General features: G+C 46.4%; 17 protein-coding genes. All 17 read right to left on the bottom strand.

Annotation, left to right across the window (positions count from 1 at the left end):
- Positions 1–4 precede the first annotated feature (4 nt).
- Positions 5–2,347: a phage tail tape measure protein gene (locus PVV64_RS07340; RefSeq protein WP_273760206.1), complete on the bottom strand. Its 2,343-nt coding sequence runs from the start codon at positions 2,345–2,347 to the stop codon at positions 5–7.
- Positions 2,348–2,478: 131 nt separating this feature from the next.
- Positions 2,479–2,889 (bottom strand): hypothetical protein, encoded by a 411-nt coding sequence (locus tag PVV64_RS07345; RefSeq protein WP_273760205.1) that lies wholly within the window; start codon positions 2,887–2,889, stop codon positions 2,479–2,481.
- Positions 2,890–2,898: 9 nt separating this feature from the next.
- Positions 2,899–3,417: a phage major tail tube protein gene (locus tag PVV64_RS07350; protein ID WP_273760204.1), complete on the bottom strand. Its 519-nt coding sequence runs from the start codon at positions 3,415–3,417 to the stop codon at positions 2,899–2,901.
- Positions 3,414–4,703 carry a phage tail sheath C-terminal domain-containing protein gene (locus PVV64_RS07355; protein WP_273760243.1) on the bottom strand — a complete coding sequence of 430 codons (1,290 nt, stop codon included), beginning with the start codon at positions 4,701–4,703 and terminating at the stop codon, positions 3,414–3,416. Before PVV64_RS07355 ends, PVV64_RS07350 begins: the two co-directional genes overlap by 4 nt.
- Before the next feature lie 211 nt (positions 4,704–4,914).
- Complete coding sequence (locus PVV64_RS07360) at positions 4,915–6,261, bottom strand: Bgr_08870 family protein (RefSeq protein ID WP_273760203.1); 1,347 nt, start codon at positions 6,259–6,261, stop codon at positions 4,915–4,917.
- A gap of 13 nt (positions 6,262–6,274) precedes the next feature.
- Positions 6,275–9,418 (bottom strand): DUF4815 domain-containing protein, encoded by a 3,144-nt coding sequence (locus tag PVV64_RS07365; protein WP_273760202.1) that lies wholly within the window; start codon positions 9,416–9,418, stop codon positions 6,275–6,277.
- Position 9,419: 1 nt separating this feature from the next.
- Complete coding sequence (locus PVV64_RS07370; protein WP_273760201.1) at positions 9,420–10,526, bottom strand: phage tail protein; 1,107 nt, start codon at positions 10,524–10,526, stop codon at positions 9,420–9,422.
- Positions 10,526–11,392 carry a baseplate J/gp47 family protein gene (locus PVV64_RS07375; protein WP_273760200.1) on the bottom strand — a complete coding sequence of 289 codons (867 nt, stop codon included), beginning with the start codon at positions 11,390–11,392 and terminating at the stop codon, positions 10,526–10,528. The genes PVV64_RS07370 and PVV64_RS07375 overlap by 1 nt, the downstream gene beginning before the upstream one ends.
- Positions 11,379–11,765 (bottom strand): GPW/gp25 family protein, encoded by a 387-nt coding sequence (locus PVV64_RS07380; RefSeq protein WP_273760199.1) that lies wholly within the window; start codon positions 11,763–11,765, stop codon positions 11,379–11,381. Before PVV64_RS07380 ends, PVV64_RS07375 begins: the two co-directional genes overlap by 14 nt.
- Positions 11,766–11,768: 3 nt before the next feature.
- Entirely contained in the window at positions 11,769–11,969 is a 201-nt protein-coding gene (locus PVV64_RS07385) for a hypothetical protein (protein ID WP_273760198.1), read from the bottom strand.
- Positions 11,970–11,981: 12 nt separating this feature from the next.
- Complete coding sequence (locus PVV64_RS07390) at positions 11,982–12,575, bottom strand: baseplate assembly protein (RefSeq protein ID WP_273760197.1); 594 nt, start codon at positions 12,573–12,575, stop codon at positions 11,982–11,984.
- Positions 12,572–13,099 carry a hypothetical protein gene (locus PVV64_RS07395; protein ID WP_273760196.1) on the bottom strand — a complete coding sequence of 176 codons (528 nt, stop codon included), beginning with the start codon at positions 13,097–13,099 and terminating at the stop codon, positions 12,572–12,574. Before PVV64_RS07395 ends, PVV64_RS07390 begins: the two co-directional genes overlap by 4 nt.
- Positions 13,096–13,590, bottom strand: coding sequence for a phage virion morphogenesis protein (locus tag PVV64_RS07400; RefSeq protein WP_273760195.1), 495 nt, complete (start codon positions 13,588–13,590; stop codon positions 13,096–13,098). Before PVV64_RS07400 ends, PVV64_RS07395 begins: the two co-directional genes overlap by 4 nt.
- Position 13,591: 1 nt before the next feature.
- Positions 13,592–14,017 (bottom strand): gp436 family protein, encoded by a 426-nt coding sequence (locus PVV64_RS07405; protein ID WP_273760194.1) that lies wholly within the window; start codon positions 14,015–14,017, stop codon positions 13,592–13,594.
- Positions 14,018–14,029: 12 nt separating this feature from the next.
- Positions 14,030–14,995 (bottom strand): capsid protein, encoded by a 966-nt coding sequence (locus tag PVV64_RS07410; RefSeq protein ID WP_342753414.1) that lies wholly within the window; start codon positions 14,993–14,995, stop codon positions 14,030–14,032.
- Positions 14,996–15,007: 12 nt separating this feature from the next.
- Complete coding sequence (locus tag PVV64_RS07415; RefSeq protein WP_273760192.1) at positions 15,008–15,349, bottom strand: hypothetical protein; 342 nt, start codon at positions 15,347–15,349, stop codon at positions 15,008–15,010.
- On the bottom strand, positions 15,346–16,404 hold the full coding sequence (locus PVV64_RS07420; RefSeq protein WP_273760191.1) for a phage protease: 1,059 nt from the start codon (positions 16,402–16,404) through the stop codon (positions 15,346–15,348). Before PVV64_RS07420 ends, PVV64_RS07415 begins: the two co-directional genes overlap by 4 nt.
- Between the last annotated feature and the right edge of the window lie 15 nt (positions 16,405–16,419).

Consider the following 16,419-nt stretch of genomic DNA (forward strand, 5'->3'; position numbering starts at 1 on the left):
GCCATTATTCGGTCCCTCCATGGAGGGCATTGGCGCGTGCGCGTTGAATGGCGTGACTAACCGCACGACCAGTGGCAATGGGATCACGTGCGCCATTGACATGCACCGTGACATTTTGATTGTGGGTGATGGTAGAGCGGTCTTTCTCTCTTTGCTCTAAGCCCAAGTGATTGGCATGAGAATGACCTGCAAATTGTGCTATGGGTTGAATGGTTGTTTTGCCCCCAAGCCAACTTGGCAAATGAAACAGGTCGGATAAATCAATCGATCCAATCCAGCCCTTTATGCGACTGGGCAAAGATTTAAAAAAATCCATCAAGCCTGTGATGGTCCCCATAAAGCCATCGACAATCCAACTCGCTAAGTCTTCCCCTGCTTGTTCCATACCTGCTTTGGCATCCTCAGAGAGCTTTTCGCGGGCAAAAAAGCTTCCCAACCAGCTCCAAAAGTTGGAAAGGCTTTGTTTAAAGCCCTCCCACACATTGCCAAACCACTTGCCAACAGCGCTAAGTCCCTGTTTGAACTTTTGCCAATGGGCAGAGAAATCAAAGGCAGCAGCAATAATGTTTTTCCAACGTGTAATGGTTGCCGTGTCGGCGCCAAAAAAACGCATGACGGCTTCAAAGGCACGACCAAAAGCGCGTATTAGCCCCCGTGCAAAACCTTTGACAAAGGAAGAAAAACGATCCCAATATTTCCACAAAACAAAACAAGCAGCCACGATCACAGCTACAACAGCAGCAATCAGAGCACCGATTGGGCTAAAAACAGCCCCAACCACAGAGGCTATGCCAGCAGCAATCACTTCTATCGCTGTCCCTATCCAACCAAAAGCGGCAGCAAATGCACTTCCTGAGATCATAATCCCCCGAAACGCTGCCACGAGTAAAGTCATGGGACGCAAGAGTCGAAGTGAACTTGCCCCAAGACCCGCGGTTAGCAAGCCCAGTGAGCGCCCTGAAGCCAAGAGCCCGCGCCAACTTGCAGCAAGACCACGACTCACAGCACCCATCTTGATAAAAGACGTGATCAATTGAAGAAGCCCAAGACGTGTGCCAGCAAAAGTAAAGCGCAACACACGCAAAGCAATATTAAAAGCCATCAGAGCGGCAATGGTTTTGATAATGGCGCTTGTTAAAGTGGGATGAGCATTCGCCCACGCCATAAGAACATTGATAAAACCACCAACACTTTCCATCAAACTGTTGAGGGGGGGCAGAAGCACTTCACCAATGGTAATCCCCAAAGCCACGATACGGTTTTGCAACAGTTCAAATTGCCGCATAGCACCGGTTGCTTGTTTGTCCGCCTCTTGCTCTACCGAGCCTTTAAAGACTTTTGGATCTTTCACATACTCTAATGCTTGCCCTAACAGCTCTGGGTTACCCACCAATTTGGCAAAATCACCGGTAAAGTCTCGCCCAGCAATGGCAATCAGCGAACGCATACCCTGTTCTGATTTGCCCAACACATCAAAAAAGCGCACCAAAGTACCAGTGGCATCTTTGTCCAGATCTTCCATGAATTTTTCGCGGGAAAGCCCAATATTGGCAAAAGCATCTTCAATATGTTTCCCCCCTGCCTGTATGCGCGCACTGATAGAGTTAAAACCACGCGCGGCACTCTCTGGGACAATCCCAGCAGAAATCATCGCCGTACCAAAAGCCGCTGTTTCGCGGGCTGTCAGTTTAAACATGGTTGCCGCTCCGGTAGCCCGATTGGTAAAATCAGAGACTTCACTTGCCTTGGCCGCCATGTGGTTGGAAAGATGGTTGATGGCATCGCCTAAATCTTCGATGCCTGCCTGATTAAGCTTAAAGACATTGCGCAATTTGGCAAAGCGCTCACCAATTTGATCTCCGCTCATATCAAAGGCGACCGCTGCCTTGGCAGCATAAACACTAAAAGCTTCTAAATCTTGTTCACCAATCCCTGCTTGGCTAGCACTGGTCATCAGTTCTAAAACTTCACGGGCGGCGAGAGGAATTTTGGTGGAGGTTTCCAAAGCAAAACGGCGCAATTCCTTTAAACGATCAAGGGGGGCATCCAGAACTTTTTCCAAGCCTTTCATCGATTGGTCGAATTGCATGGCTTTATAGAGAGGGGCGATTAAGGTTGCGGTTTGGGCAATGGCTCCTACCATGCGCCCCCGCGCTTGGTTGAAAGCATTTTCCGTATTGGCTGTGGCTTCCTTCAAGTGCTTAGGGTCAAACCAATTTTTAAAGTGTTGCCTTGTCTTGTTTTGGAAATGCGCAACATCGCTACTGAAAGCTGCAAGGTCTCGCTTGGCAGAGGCAATCCCCTCTTGCAGATGATTCACAAAACGCACAACAAGGGAAACATCCATGATCGCATCTCATCCTAACATTTGGCTTTCATATTCTTGGGCTTTCAGGCGGGCTAATTCATAGCGATAGGAGACAACATCAAGCCAATCCATCTGGTTAATCTCTAGAGCCGACCAGTGATAATAAAGAGCTAGCTCTGCTCCAAATTGTCCAGCATAGGGGATTGGCGTTGCGTAAAAAAAGCAAAAAAAGCCTTAAACACTGCCACAAGATCAACAACATCAAGACGATCAATAAGTTCAACAGATTCATGAGACATCTCTGCCAAAAGCGCTGTAATACCTTCTGTCGCCTCATGGGTAAACAAAACTTGTGAAAGCTTAAGAATGAGAACATCATTGCTAGGTTTTTTTTGCTCTGCAAATTCAGGTACAAGCAGCTCTGTCAACTGTGGTCCAATCAGCACAGACAATTGCTTGGCATGTTTGAACGTGGGGCGATAAAAGGTCAATTTATGCCGTGTCGCTTGCCTACCCTCACTGTCTTGGTACAGAATGGGAACAGCTAATTCCACCTCAATACTGGTTTGTAAACTTGTCATGATCAATTCCTATAAATTAAGTATAGAACGGCGACGCCCACCAATATCTTGCCCATTGCGCACGAGCCAACCACCCCGTTTAAACGAGAAACGATGTAAAACAGAGCCATCCCAAAATTCCGTATAGTCCCAAATATTTTTGATCTCGCAATCATAGCCTGTGGCTTTTCCAGCTGTTAAGCTTTCGCTATCGACTTTGACCAAACGCCCTGTAACATCAATGGAATGTTCATGCTCGCGCCCATCTTCTTCAGACACCACATGTTTTTTGCCGGTAAATTTATGACGAAGACCAGGAGGACCGCCAAAGATACCGATGATTTCTGGCGTGTGGCTGTGGATTTTCATTTGCAAGCTCAAAGCTTTCACACCAAGACCACTCACATCAATTTGCATGTCAGAGCCCCCTGGTTGATAGGTTTCGGTGATTTCTTCCAACGTGGGAAGTTTGAGCGTTTCAAGATCAAGATGAAGATTGACATCATCATCAACAATCAGGGTAAAACCACGAACAATTCTTAACGTCATACATCACTCCTTGCTGCTTTGCGATACCTCTCTAGCGTATCACCAAAGGCATATGTCATTTTATTTTGGATATCTTCAGAGAGCCGATTAAAGTAAGCGCCATTGCGCCGGCTGCCGAAGCTTAAGTCTTCGAGAGGGGGCACTTCTTCTGCATCAAATTCCACCCGCAATTTTCCCAATTGTAAAGTGCTGTTGGAATTTAAATCACGGTCAAACCAAACACGTCCTCCAAGCAGTGCACCACGCGCAATCAGATCATCCAGAAACTGTGTAAGGCTGCGGGTAATGGCAATGACATGTTGACCGGTCAGGTTTTCGTCATTTGCCCAAGGGCGGAAATTGTTAATGATGGTTTTTTCCAAGGCTGCACGGGTGCGCACCACATTGACAAAGCGCCAGAGTGGATCACTCGAGGTGGTGTGATTGCCCCATAAAATGCGCCCATTAGCAGCCATTTGCCCATGCGCATTTTGGCTAAGGCGTGCCGGTATAAAGGTGGCAATATCGGCTTGATTGAGGCGATTAGCCTCATGATCAATTTCCCCATCAAAATAGCTAATGGGGCGTGCTGTGCCTAAAATACCATGCACATCTTGGTTAGAGGGGGACCAAAAAACACCCCCCTTTTGTTTGTCACGTTTGATAAACATCGCCGCCACAAAGGGGCTTGCTGGTTTAATACTCACACCACCCTCACTATTTGCTACCCGCACAAAGGGGTCAATCAGATAACAAAAGCGTGAGGAAAAATCCGCGCGAAAGGCAAGGCTTTCTTCCGTATTTTTGCCCCCTGTATCGAACACGGCAATGGCTTGTAGCTTTTCTGCCACCTGTTCTAGAGCATCTGCTAGCGGGTTTTTGCCATTATCAAGGCGCCCTGCACTATAAGCTGGCGCTAAGAGAATTCCAGGCTCTACCCCTAAATGCCCTCTAGCATGCGCTAGGGCATGAACACCGGTTAAAGAAACACTTGACCCCACCATTTCGGTTTGGGTCTCAGCAATGGTAGACTTTTCCTCCACCCGCACGAAAATCACTTGTGCCTCAATCCCTTGCGCACGAACGGCATTGATAACATCAAGGGCTGTTCCTCTTGTCCCAAGCTTTTGGATTTTCTCTGTCTCATGGGTAAAGACCAACACGGGCTCGTTAAGGGGATAGGTCTGTGCATCCGCATCAGGGGCTGTAACAACCGCTCCAAGGGCGGTTTGATCAAATGTTGCTAAAGGACGGGAATCCTCACCAGCCTCTACAATGCGAATCCCATGATTAAATTCTGTTGCCATCTTGCTCTCCAAATCAATGAAGAGACTATAACAAGCATCACCATGCTCCATAAGCCTGACAGTGTCAGTCAAAAAAAGCCCTTTAAAAGGGCTTTAAAAGAATTTTCAAAAAACTTTTATAAAAAAGAAATTATACAGTTTATAAGCTATCAGACAACAATTGTCCGTTTAAGCGTATCATTTTTTTATAAGTTATAAGTGCATAAATTATTCATTCTTTCCATAATCTTATAAGGACAGCACCATCAGCTCCAGCACCGCTTGGAGAAGAATCAGAGTGAGCACCGGCACCGCCGCCGCCAAAGCCACGCCCTGCTTTTCCTGAAGTATAGTGACCTTGTCCTGTTCCTCCACCACCTCCTCTTGATGTATCGCCTCCAGCATTACCGCCATTACCACTTGTTTGACCCGTAACTCCACTCGTTCCAGCATAACCATTTCCCCCTTTAGCAAGTCCTGGATAGTTATCTGTTGCTAAACCAAAGTTCCCGCCAACTCCTCCAGTACCACCAGAACCTGAAGAGTAATTAGATGAATTGTAATAATAAGCTCCACCTCCACCTTTTCCCCCTGTAGCAGTCATAAAATTCCTTCCAACAACTGTTGTTCCTCCAGAATTTCCTGTCAGACCTCGCTTTGCAACAGAAGCTCCTCCTTTACCAATGATGATATTCTCATGACCGTTTAAACTTACTTTATAGCCATACCATACTGAACAACCGCCACCGCCGCCACCTCCTCCTAATCGTGGCGTATCCGCTCCACCACCACTACCGCCGCCCCCCCAGGCTGTAATTTCAACTCTAGTTTGATCCGTGACCCAGTTGGGCCATTCAATTTTCCCATCTTGCGTATAGAGCAATTCAGCATCGGCAATAATGAGTTTATTAATCAAATCTTTTTTGATGTTTTTAATTTCCTGCTTGAGAATATCTATTTCTGATTTCGTATAAACAAGATCTCCATCAACTCTCAAAGGTCCTTTAAGCGAACTTCCGGTTGTGCTTAAGTTAGTGACCACTTTGTTGTTATGGGTAATATTCAATGATGTGTTTCCCAACAGTTCTAAGCCGCCACTCATGGTAACTTTGCCGGTAAACTTATTATAACTTTGCCATTCATTTGGGCTTGCTAGGCGTCCATAGGCTGTAAGATCTTCATTAATCTTGGCTCTAAAATCATCAAGCCCCACGATATCTTCTGTTTTATGTTGATGGGCGCCTAACAACGAAATGGCACTGCCAAAGGTAAAATTATTATTGCTTGATTTGTAAAGAACATAATTGTTGGCTGCGTCCTTAGCGCCCTCGATATCGCTTAAATCAGCAAAAGTGAAGGTTTTATCGGCTGCCATCTTGCCATTAAGGGCGCTTTCTAAACCCGTCACATCACTGATTGTGTGCGTGTGTTTTAAAGGTGCTTTTTCGTCTATCTTTTCCTCAACATCGGCTATTGTCTGATCAATTTTGGTCAAGTTTTCCCGCAAGATGGGGAATTCAGAACTGATAAAGCGTCCTTCTTTAGGCAATTCCATGTCGAGTTTTTTTGTTTTGGTCATCTCTGTTTTCCCCTCATAATATGCCGGCGCCAAAATCACGCACCATGGACCGTGCAGAAGGTCCACCAGTAAGGGTGAGTTTGAGACGTGCTTGTTTTCCTGTTTTGTCACCACTCACAAATTTTCGTTCTGTCCAAAGCGGTTCAGATAACTGCTCTGTTTCGTCGAGTTTTAAGGGGCTAAAAGCACCATCATCCAGCTGCATCTCGAGTGTAAAGGTTGCACCGCCCGGTAAAAATGTTTTGATATAGCTGGTCAGCCTTGCCTTTTCTCCAAAGGCAAAAGCACGGGTGACATAAGTGGCTGTTTTATGGATCTTCCCCGCAATCAATTGCACAGGGGCAAATAAGACGGGTGAAAGCTTCTCTGTCCCTTTGAGAATGGCGCGAAGCTTTACCTTTTCACTGATATATTCACTAAGGCTTAGCAATTGAAAGGGTAGCAGTTGATAAACCGTGCCATTGTTTCGTTCAATTTCAAACACAACAGAACACTCGCTTGAAGGTAACTCAACGGCTGCACGGATTTGTAAATCAGAGCAATCCACAAGATCAAAACTGCCTAAATCTACGGTTTTTTCTGTTTGCCTGTAGCGGGCTGCCAGCACTCGAAAGGCTAAAGCTTCATCTTGATGGGCTGTCCAGCTCCTCGCATTGACAGAGGAAAAGCGTGGACCGGTCACGTAAGGGTGACTCGAGACGTATCTCTGGTGTTCTGTATCAAAATCTCCAAGCTTTGCCAGTGAGAGGGAATGATCAGCATCATCTGTCTTGATAACAAAAGCCGTTAAGCGGTCATCCATCACAAGGAGTGGTACATCATAGCGTGCCTCTGCCCACCCTTCCTTTGCGCCCTTCATGGAATAGGAGGTTTGTGCTTGGATATCGGCAGTTGGATAGCCATTTTCAGTGGTGACCAAATCAATCACCAGACCATGGGCTTGATTGCCAATTTTACAAAGATGAAAGTCAATACCTGTGATTTGCCGTGTTTCATCGGGGGTAAAGACTTGGGCTTGCGGGTCGACTTGCGTCCAGATTTTCACCGTGGTGGTGCGCCGCATCACTTTCACATCAATCACACCTTGACCGGTAAAAAGCCCTGTTGCAATGGTTCCTCCTTTTCCCCGTGCCACAACATTTTTTGTCCCAGCCGTAATATTTTGTGGAATCGTGAAAGTGCCTTCAAGGATGCCTTTGGTGTTAGCAACAAGCTTTGTTTTTGGTAAAACATTCACACCATCAAAGCTAAGGCTTTCCAAGATTTCGCTACTGCCAAAACCTTCAATCTTAAAGTTCACCTTAATTTGCCTTAAGAAATCGATTTGTTCTTGTGTCGCACGCACCAAGTCATCACGGATTTCTGTCCTACGTACGCTACTGCCACGGTGTGTTCCCATATTGAGTTGATTGGTGACACCAGAGAGCCAATCGGTGCGCTGTTCATGCCAAAAGTCTGTTGCGGGTTCAAGGGTTACTGTACCAGGCAGGGGTGCAAAATTTTGATAGGGGTTGATTTTTTCGCAAGCCGTTGTCAACTCTTGCGCAATAATCACTTCATTGGTCCAGTCAAGCGTGACAGGTGCGTTCAGATGAGCAGTGTAAAATGTTGGATCAATGGCAAGCTGCAAAATACCGTTTCCCACAGCCCCCGTTTGTTCAAAACCTTCATCTCTGTAACTGTCATCAAGAAAAGGGTCAGCAAACATGCCTTTTTTGGCAACAGGCTCTTTAGAGTCCACATTGCTTTTAATACGCTCTAACTGCATCAGCCTGTCAAGCGAGAGCACCCGTTGAAAATAACGCCACATCTCATCATAAGGCGCAACACGTGTGCCATCATTGACCACAAGGGGCGTTTCAAGCCAATTGTTGGTGATGGTGGCAAGAGAGAGCACATCATCAGGGACACTTGGTGCCATGGGTTGGTCTGATGAAACCCCTTTGATGTAAACCACATTGCCCCCTGTGTTAAGACCAATACGGTCAATGCGGGGCAATTTGTAAGTGTAACTGATAATGATATCACCATTCTCAGCACCCCCTGAGACGGTGATTTCCTGTGCTGTGACTTTATCAGCCTGCACCCGTGCACGATAACGATACGTCACCCTATAACTGCTCCCCGCTAAAGGTTCATCCCCCACAGGTGCCCAATCAATGGTGTCACCGGTTTTTTTAAAATCTGTGCCTTCTTTAAATTCCTTAGTTCCTTGAACGACTTTGATAAACGCGGTGATGCTTTTATCAGGAACACCATCACGCCCAGAGGCAACCGCACCACGGGTGACGTTAACGGTTTTTTCTTTTGTCAACAAAAGAGACTGAATATCGGCAATAGGAAAATAATAGGGTTTAAAGGTAAAACTTGTTTTCCCTTTTGGGGGGGCAAAAATATGCGTTTCGCTTGGAACAACGCTTGTCGAAAAATCCTCCATCTCTTCATGGCGCAAGGCGGCTAAGCGTTTGCGTTTAAAGCCATTGATATTGGCTTCTCCTTCTTGAATACTAAAGACTTGGCAACCGTTGTTTGGTCCCAATGCGCTTACACGGCAACCACTCACGATATAATGCCCATGGGCGCGGTCGTACGTCGCAATAGCTTGCATGGCGGGTTCAAGTAGTGAGGGGGATTTTTGATCAATGAGAACACCATCTTGCAAGATATAGACCGGAAAGAAAGCCCCTTGCTGGTCATCATCTTTGAGAGCCCAGACAAGTTTTGCGATCTCGCGTGCCGCACCTCCTTCTCCTTCTGCTAAAGTGCCCGGAACTTGTCCCAAAAGCTCTGGATCCTCTTCATGAGTTATCCATTTCTTTTGTAGCTTTACACCGATTTCTATACGTCCAACCATAGAAACATTCTCTAAGACGGCATTTGAGACAGGAAAGATATCGCCAGCGACAAAAATTTTACCCTCTGTCAACGTGACGGTTTGCTTATCTTTATTGACAAAGGCATCTGCTCGTTCAACACGATCTCCTTCTTTGGCAACAAGGCGACCAAGGCGGTTATGTCGTCCCCTTATGATGGTTTGAACCTCGTTGAGTTCAGCGCCTTGAAGAAAAGGACGCTGTCCATAAAACACAACGCTTTGTTGTTCATCTTTGCCAACAGATCTATCAATTGCAAAGGGTAGACCACTTTCATGCTTCATATTAAAACCTCAATAAAATCTTGAATTGTTCGCGAACATTGGCACGCAAAGGAATATTAATGGGCGTTTTGAGTATCTCCACACCGCCATTGAGTTCATCAGGCTCACACCAAAGCTTGCCAGGAGGTGTCTGTTCTGCCACAGTGCCATGAACGAGAAGGGAAACAGAAGCGGCTTGTTTGTCCTCAACATCTTCAAAATCTGTGCGGACAGCAAGAAACAACAGAGTGCCCCTCGGGGAGGGCTGATAGTGATTGCCTGAATGGCTGTACACACCATTCAAAGCTGGTTCGACAGGCGCTACAGCATAGCAGCGGCGAAACCCAATCACGCCATCTTGAGTGTCTCTTAACACGAGATAAAGCGTGCGGTTGCTAAACCACTCTGCCATCAATATATCGCGTTCATGTTTTTTGACCGAACACCACGGAAAGTTTGCCATGTCCCATGGATAATCGATTTGGTTCCAGCTTAACTCTTCATCCCCATCATCAATCCAATTACCAATCAATGTGCCTTCTTCTCTTGTGAGAACGCACTCTATCTCTGTTGTGCGCCCAAAGGAAAACAAAGTGCCCCCAGCTGTTAAGCGAACACCGCTCTCATACTCCAACATGCACTCATCAAGGCGTGACATATTGCCTTCAACAGCTTGCACATCATAGCCGTAAACACCACGGCGAAAATCAGAGCGCAAACTTTTGGAAAGGTCGGTAATTGCTTCAATAGCTTCAAGGCTTTTTCGTTCAGGCAACCGGTCAAAGTAGAGTTGAAAGGAATTCCACCATGCACGCCCCGTCCATGCGAGTTGAAAGCGTGCAGAAATCTCTAACCATTCAAGCCCCATCTCTATTGCAGCTATAGAGCCACGAATATTTTGCCATGCAAGACCCTGATCAATTAAATCATAAAGGTTAGAGAAATAAGGGCTTAATTCTTGTAAGCCATATTCGTCTATTAAAAAGGGCAACCAAGAAGGCGGACGTGTGATAAATTTCGCGCGGGGTATTTCTTCGAGTGCTGTTTTAACGTGAGGGTCAAGAGCCATTGCTTCGGCAAAACAGCGTTCAAACAAGCTCGAATTTGGGGGCAAAAGTGAAGAAAGCATCAATAAGCACGCCCCCGTTCAGACAAGACAATATCCCCCAAAGCTACAGCTTCATCAGGTGCGACCAAAATATCTTCACAAGGTTGCGTTATGTTTACATGGTGAACGCCTTCAACCATCAAGCGGCTTAGTATCCAACTTAAAGACAAATCACGCCCAAGCCTTTGCGCACGCGCCCATTCTGCTCTTAAATTCTGCTCCGCTCTTTCCAAAACAAAGGCGCCTTCATCCGGTAACAACCAAAAATCAGCAGAAACATTGATCATCCGCTGTACTGCGCTTTTCACAAAGATGTGGTCATTGGTCATTTTAACATGAGGATCATCAAGGGCTCGTTGCACCTTAGCAATCAAAGCTTCATCAGCCACCCCTGAAGCGCTATCACTAAAAAGAGCCACATAAATAAGCGGGCTTTTTCCCACACGGTAAACAAAAGCATCTTTGACACGGATATCACTGGAGAGAGCAAAATATTGATAGCGAGGTGCTGTACCCCCTGTGGAATGCCCTTGCCGGCTCAAACGAATGCGGCGGCGAAAACGCTCATCATCCTCATCTAAAAGGCGCGTGACCCCATGAAAATCCCCCAAATGGTCTAAACTTGTGCCATGCGCAAATGTGAGCAAATTATCCCGTGCCACTTCATTGATCCGCTGGCGCAACAGCAATTCTTCATAAGCAGCCGCTTGTAATTGAATGACCACGGGATCATAAGCGGTTTTTTCCACATTGTAAGGGATATGATGCGCCGCAAAAAGCTCAGTCAAACGCTTAATCTTTTGCGCTAAAAGCCTTTCAACAGAAAGCTCTTCAATCACTTGTGGTAGCGGAAGCTGTAGAAGGGGTAAATGTTCAAGCTCTGCCATAGGAGACCTCTAGCGGAAATTGTCTCTCTTGCCCATGGGACCAATCCCCCAAATGCCCATCGGGGTAAAAAATGCCCCTTAAAACAAAGTGGAATGTTCCCTCACGCGTTGCTTTGGTCAAATCAATCCTCTGCAGTGAAAACCCAGGCTCTCCGCATTCTGGATCATCGAGCGCTTGCACAATTTCTTGATAAAGACGTAAAATCGTTGCAGGATCAGCATTGGCATCTTGGAACTCCTTAACATCACATCCATAATGGCGACGCAAAACCCGTGTTCCCACCCGTGTCATTAAACATTTATGAATGGACTGTTGGCAATGCTCAAAGCCATATAAGAGAGAGCCATCCTTTTCGCTCATCCCACAACGCATACTTTAAGCCCCCTTCGTTGTCTTTATAAGAGAAGTTGTTGGGGCGGGAGAAACCGTTGGGGCTGGTTTTTCAGCAATCTGACCAAGAAGAAGCGGATATTTCGCTGCCTCTTCACTTAAACGAATTTCCTCACCCTTCCCCGGTGAACGCTGACCTGCAACAAAATCGGCATTGGTTAAAATAACATAAGTTTTCTCACGCATCATAAAACTCCTTTAAAGAGGGCTAGAGGTTGTGGAGGGACCCATTTTGACCCCACCATGTTTGTGGCTTGCACCAACCGATTTTTGATTGTGCTTTAAATCTTCTGCTTGAATCTGCACCCAGTCCGTTAATTCAACACGGGTTGATTGATGACAAAGCATGAGCCCTTGTGCACTCAAACGGATTTGGTTTTCCCCATGGGAGAGAATAAGCTCATCTTTAGTCATTCGCAGTGCGCCCCCCGCATAACAAAGCGCAAGTTCTTGCGGTGAGCGTGCTGGATTTTGTGCATCCTCACTATAGCTATCGCGTACAACCAGAGACGCAGAGCCAATTTCGCCATAGGGGTTTAACAAGCGCACTGGATCACCAATGTTTAAAGGCATATTGCTTGAAACAGCACCAGCAGCTTCTTGTGCCTGTAGCCAAGGCGATAAAACCGCTTGACCATTAGCACCTTCACAAGAAAGCTTCACCCGCACCCTATGCCCATCAATTTGCGCCACCCGCCCCATCATGTGCTGGTTGGCAAGACAGCGTTCAAGCGCATCAAGGCGCTTCATGATTTGCCGAAAGGTCTCGCCCAATAAATGCGCATCATTCATGAACACACCTCATCATCACATGAGATCAATCCAGCTTTAAGTTGTCGTTTGTCTTCATCAGCAAAAATATCTTTTCCTAAATGATGCAAATCTTGATGCCATTCCACCACACTGATCGATACACCGCGCTGCTTAATCGCCGCAGAAATAATGGGGTCAATTGACACATCCCGCGGGGCGCTTACATGCGTTAACCCCCACAATTGTCCGCTATGACATAAAACCCCTATCGCTTCTGCCAAAAGCCAACTGGAAACATCCCGCTCTTTGCCCGTGGTGATAATAAAAGCCCCTAAATGAAGATCAGCACTCATCTGTCCAGAAGGCATAGGATTTAAACGACTTTCTAACACTGCAACACGTATTGCTGGCGCAACAAGCATCTGTGTTTCAAGTTCTTCTAAATTAAAACGCCCAAATTGACAGGCATAATCGCGCACATCTGGCAAAGCCCTTTTAAGGCTCCTTATCACCGCCTCACGAAACGCATTAATACGCCCTGCTTGTGTGATCGTTTGACTCATGAAAAGACCCTTTCCAGCCAATCCTCTGCGGCTTTGACAATTTCCACTTTATTGTGCTCTGAAAGCCCTAAATAAGGGCGTGCCGGCATGGTCACTTGGGGAACACACACAAAGCGCTGTGCATTACCGCTTTTAAGAAAGAAGCGAAGGGCTTTGCCATTTTTCGGGAAAATAGCCCCACCCAATTGATGAATCCGCGCATAAACCAACCCAGAGCCCACAATCACCTGTTCTGGTGAGGCTTTCATATCAATGGAGCGTGAGAGCGCCCCACTGGCATAAAGAATGGAGGTGCGGGCATAATTGTTTTTCCACTTCTCTCCTTTTGGGGAGGTTTTTTCGCTTTGAATCCGCCGCCTTGTGCTTTCTTGAATGAGGCGCCCAACCCCTTGTGCTAGAGTTTCCATCGGCGGATGGGTACCCTTTTGTAAAAAGGATAAAGCCGCTTCAAGCCCGCTCTCTTTAATCTCAATATGGGTTGAAACAGACATGTTATCTTCCCATCAAACGCGGTTTGGCAGTAAAAAAAGCCCCATCACGAAGCGGTCCATCTTCACTCATAATTTTAGGTTCATCGACCCCCAAACCCGCTTTGCCTTCTGCAATGCGTTTCAATAAATCAACCGCCTGTTTGTAGCGATCTTCAATGGTTGTGGTCAGTGCCGTATGGCGTATGGCTAAATTATAAACAGCAATATTGACACAAATCATGCTGAGAGCCGCCGGCTGTCCAGCAATCGGGACAGAATAACGATGAGAGAGATGCACATCAATCTCACCACTTGCTTGGTTTAGAGCAAGGGCAATGGCTTGATCTAAAAGCACTGGATCAGAATTCTCATCATCAAAAGCACATAAGTCTTTTAAGAAATCATCACCCCAGAGCTCTTCAATCAATGTTTTGCTTGCATAGGCCATTAAGTCTTTTCCTTAAACAACATCTTGCAGCAACACACCGGCATCTTTTGCGGCAACCAATTCGCACACCCGTTCACCCACACGCACCCGTTTACCACCCGATAAACCAATATCTGGATCAGAGATCACCCCAGAGATGCGCTCGCCCAACTGAGCACTAAAGCCCCAACTGATGACCGAACCATCCGCCTGTTGCTTGGTGGGATCAATGTAAAGCAGAGCAATCTTATTGCCCCAAACGCGCGCCAATTGCGCCGTACGCCCTTTGCGAGCTAAATTCACTTGCGATTCACCAATGAGTAAACGATCGGGATGTATTTCCATCAGATCAGCAAATTGCGCTTTGGTGACAAAACCATCAGCAGTGCCACCACCCTTAACGGCTTTGATGATTTTGGGATGACGTTTGAGTTTTGACCAAACAACTTTGCCCATCACAATGGTGTTGGGCGTATAGACGAGAGCTTTATCCTTCGCCTCATCTAAGGTGGCATAAGGGTCTGATTTCTCATAATCACTGAATTTATTTTCACCCTTAAGGGTCATCACCCGCTCTGGTGCGTAATTTTCACTTCTTTGCACAAGAGCTGCTACACGCACTTCACGCCCCAATTCCAGCAAATTGGCAAGTCCCTCTACAGCGGTCTTTTCGGGATTATAACGAGAGCGCTTTTCTGCCCGTGCGCGGGCTGCTGCTTCAATATCTGAATTGGGAATAAGGTCATCAAGCCCGTAATCTCTCACACTAGCTTCCCGTTCAAAGGCAGAAAATTCCACCACATTCGGGCGCCCTTTTCGCCCAACCTCAAGTTCAGGAACGGTAAAATTTTCCGCTAGAGGAAATTCACTATATTTAAACACTTCACTTAAAACACCAACACGGGGCAAAACTTTATCGCCAATAAGAGAACCTGCTGGATTGCGATAACCAATAGCAATAGCGGTAAGTGTTGGATCAATGGGAAAAGGTCTGTTCATCATAAGCCTCGATTAATTAATTTTAAAAGAAATAACATCACCAGCAGAACCATCACTCATGGCAATGCCAATAGTGCGATCTGCTGCTTCTGCCTTAATAGCCTGCCCCTTGGGGTCAGAGGTTAAAAAGTCACCAAAGGAAACATTGCCTCCACAAACCACTTCGCTCCAACCACATTGGCCAACATCAATCATCTCACCAGCCTTGACTTCACAAGACCCTGCAGTCCCTAATAATTTATCACCTTTACCAGTAGCCGTTGCCACCATTCCATCACCGCGCGCTGCAACAATGCAATAAGGCGAAATCTCTGCAGCAGTGCGAAAAGATTTAATCAAAATTGTCGTACTCATGATTGGCGCTCCTTTTGCTCATAAATATAATCAACCGCTTGGCTAATGGTGATGTCGAAGCCTTTTTGCTTCTGCTCTTGTTGATAATGGCGTGCCGCAAGCGCAATATCTTCTGGCGCAAGCTTTGCTTCTTGCATCAAGGCACATGATTCTAAAGAGCTTGTCGATGCGAGAACTGGCAACTTTTCTAGCAAAGTTTGAAAATGTTCCATGCCCCCTTCAAGGCGACAAAGTGCACGATATTCTTCACGTGCAGCAGGCAAAATCTTGCCCTCTTCAATCGCTTTGTCTAAAAGACTCTCAATAGTCGCCTTTTTTTGCTCTTCCCGCAAAAGTGCTAAATCTTCTCGCGCTTTTGTTAATTGGGCATTTAATTCCACCCGTTCTTTTTCGCGTGCTATAATGCTTGCTAAAATTTCTGCAGGTTTTGCATCTTCTGCCAGCTCCAAAGCACTGGCAATGGCTGTTAAATCCATCATTTTCTCCGTCAAGGTTGTTGGGGACACCACAAGGGATGTCGAAAGGGGTGTTGAAGGGGTTTCACGGCTTAAAGCCGTCATCACAAGGGCAGGACGGTTCACCAACCCTGCCCCCACCAAACTTAAAATCTCACCATTTTTAGAATGACGAAACTCAGGGGAAAGATAGCGATATTCTCGGGCAATAATCTTTTTGGTTGCCATATCGGTCCATTTAACCCGACCCCAAATCGCACCATCCCGTTCTGCTAATTCTTCAATCCAGCCGCTTGCCGGCGCTTCCAAGCCGTTCCTCGCTCGGTGATGTTGCCCATGCTCATAATCAATCACAAGCGGTCCTTTATTGGCTGCAAAAGCCTTTAAAATCCTTTGTGGGTTATAATGCCATTCCCGCCCATCACGTGCCTTCACATTTGGCGCTTTGGGCAACAACTGCACCCATTCCGGTGCTTGGCTAACGGTGCCGTCTTGGCATAAAACGTCTGGGCAAAGATCTATGAACGCGGCATGAAACGTCTCGTCATGACATATCTCAGCCAGCTCATCTTCTTGATCTTCGTAAAATTCTTGCTCCATACATTGCCTATTGCT

Source organism: Bartonella sp. ML70XJBT.G (genome assembly GCF_028618575.1).
Lineage (GTDB): Bacteria > Pseudomonadota > Alphaproteobacteria > Rhizobiales > Rhizobiaceae > Bartonella.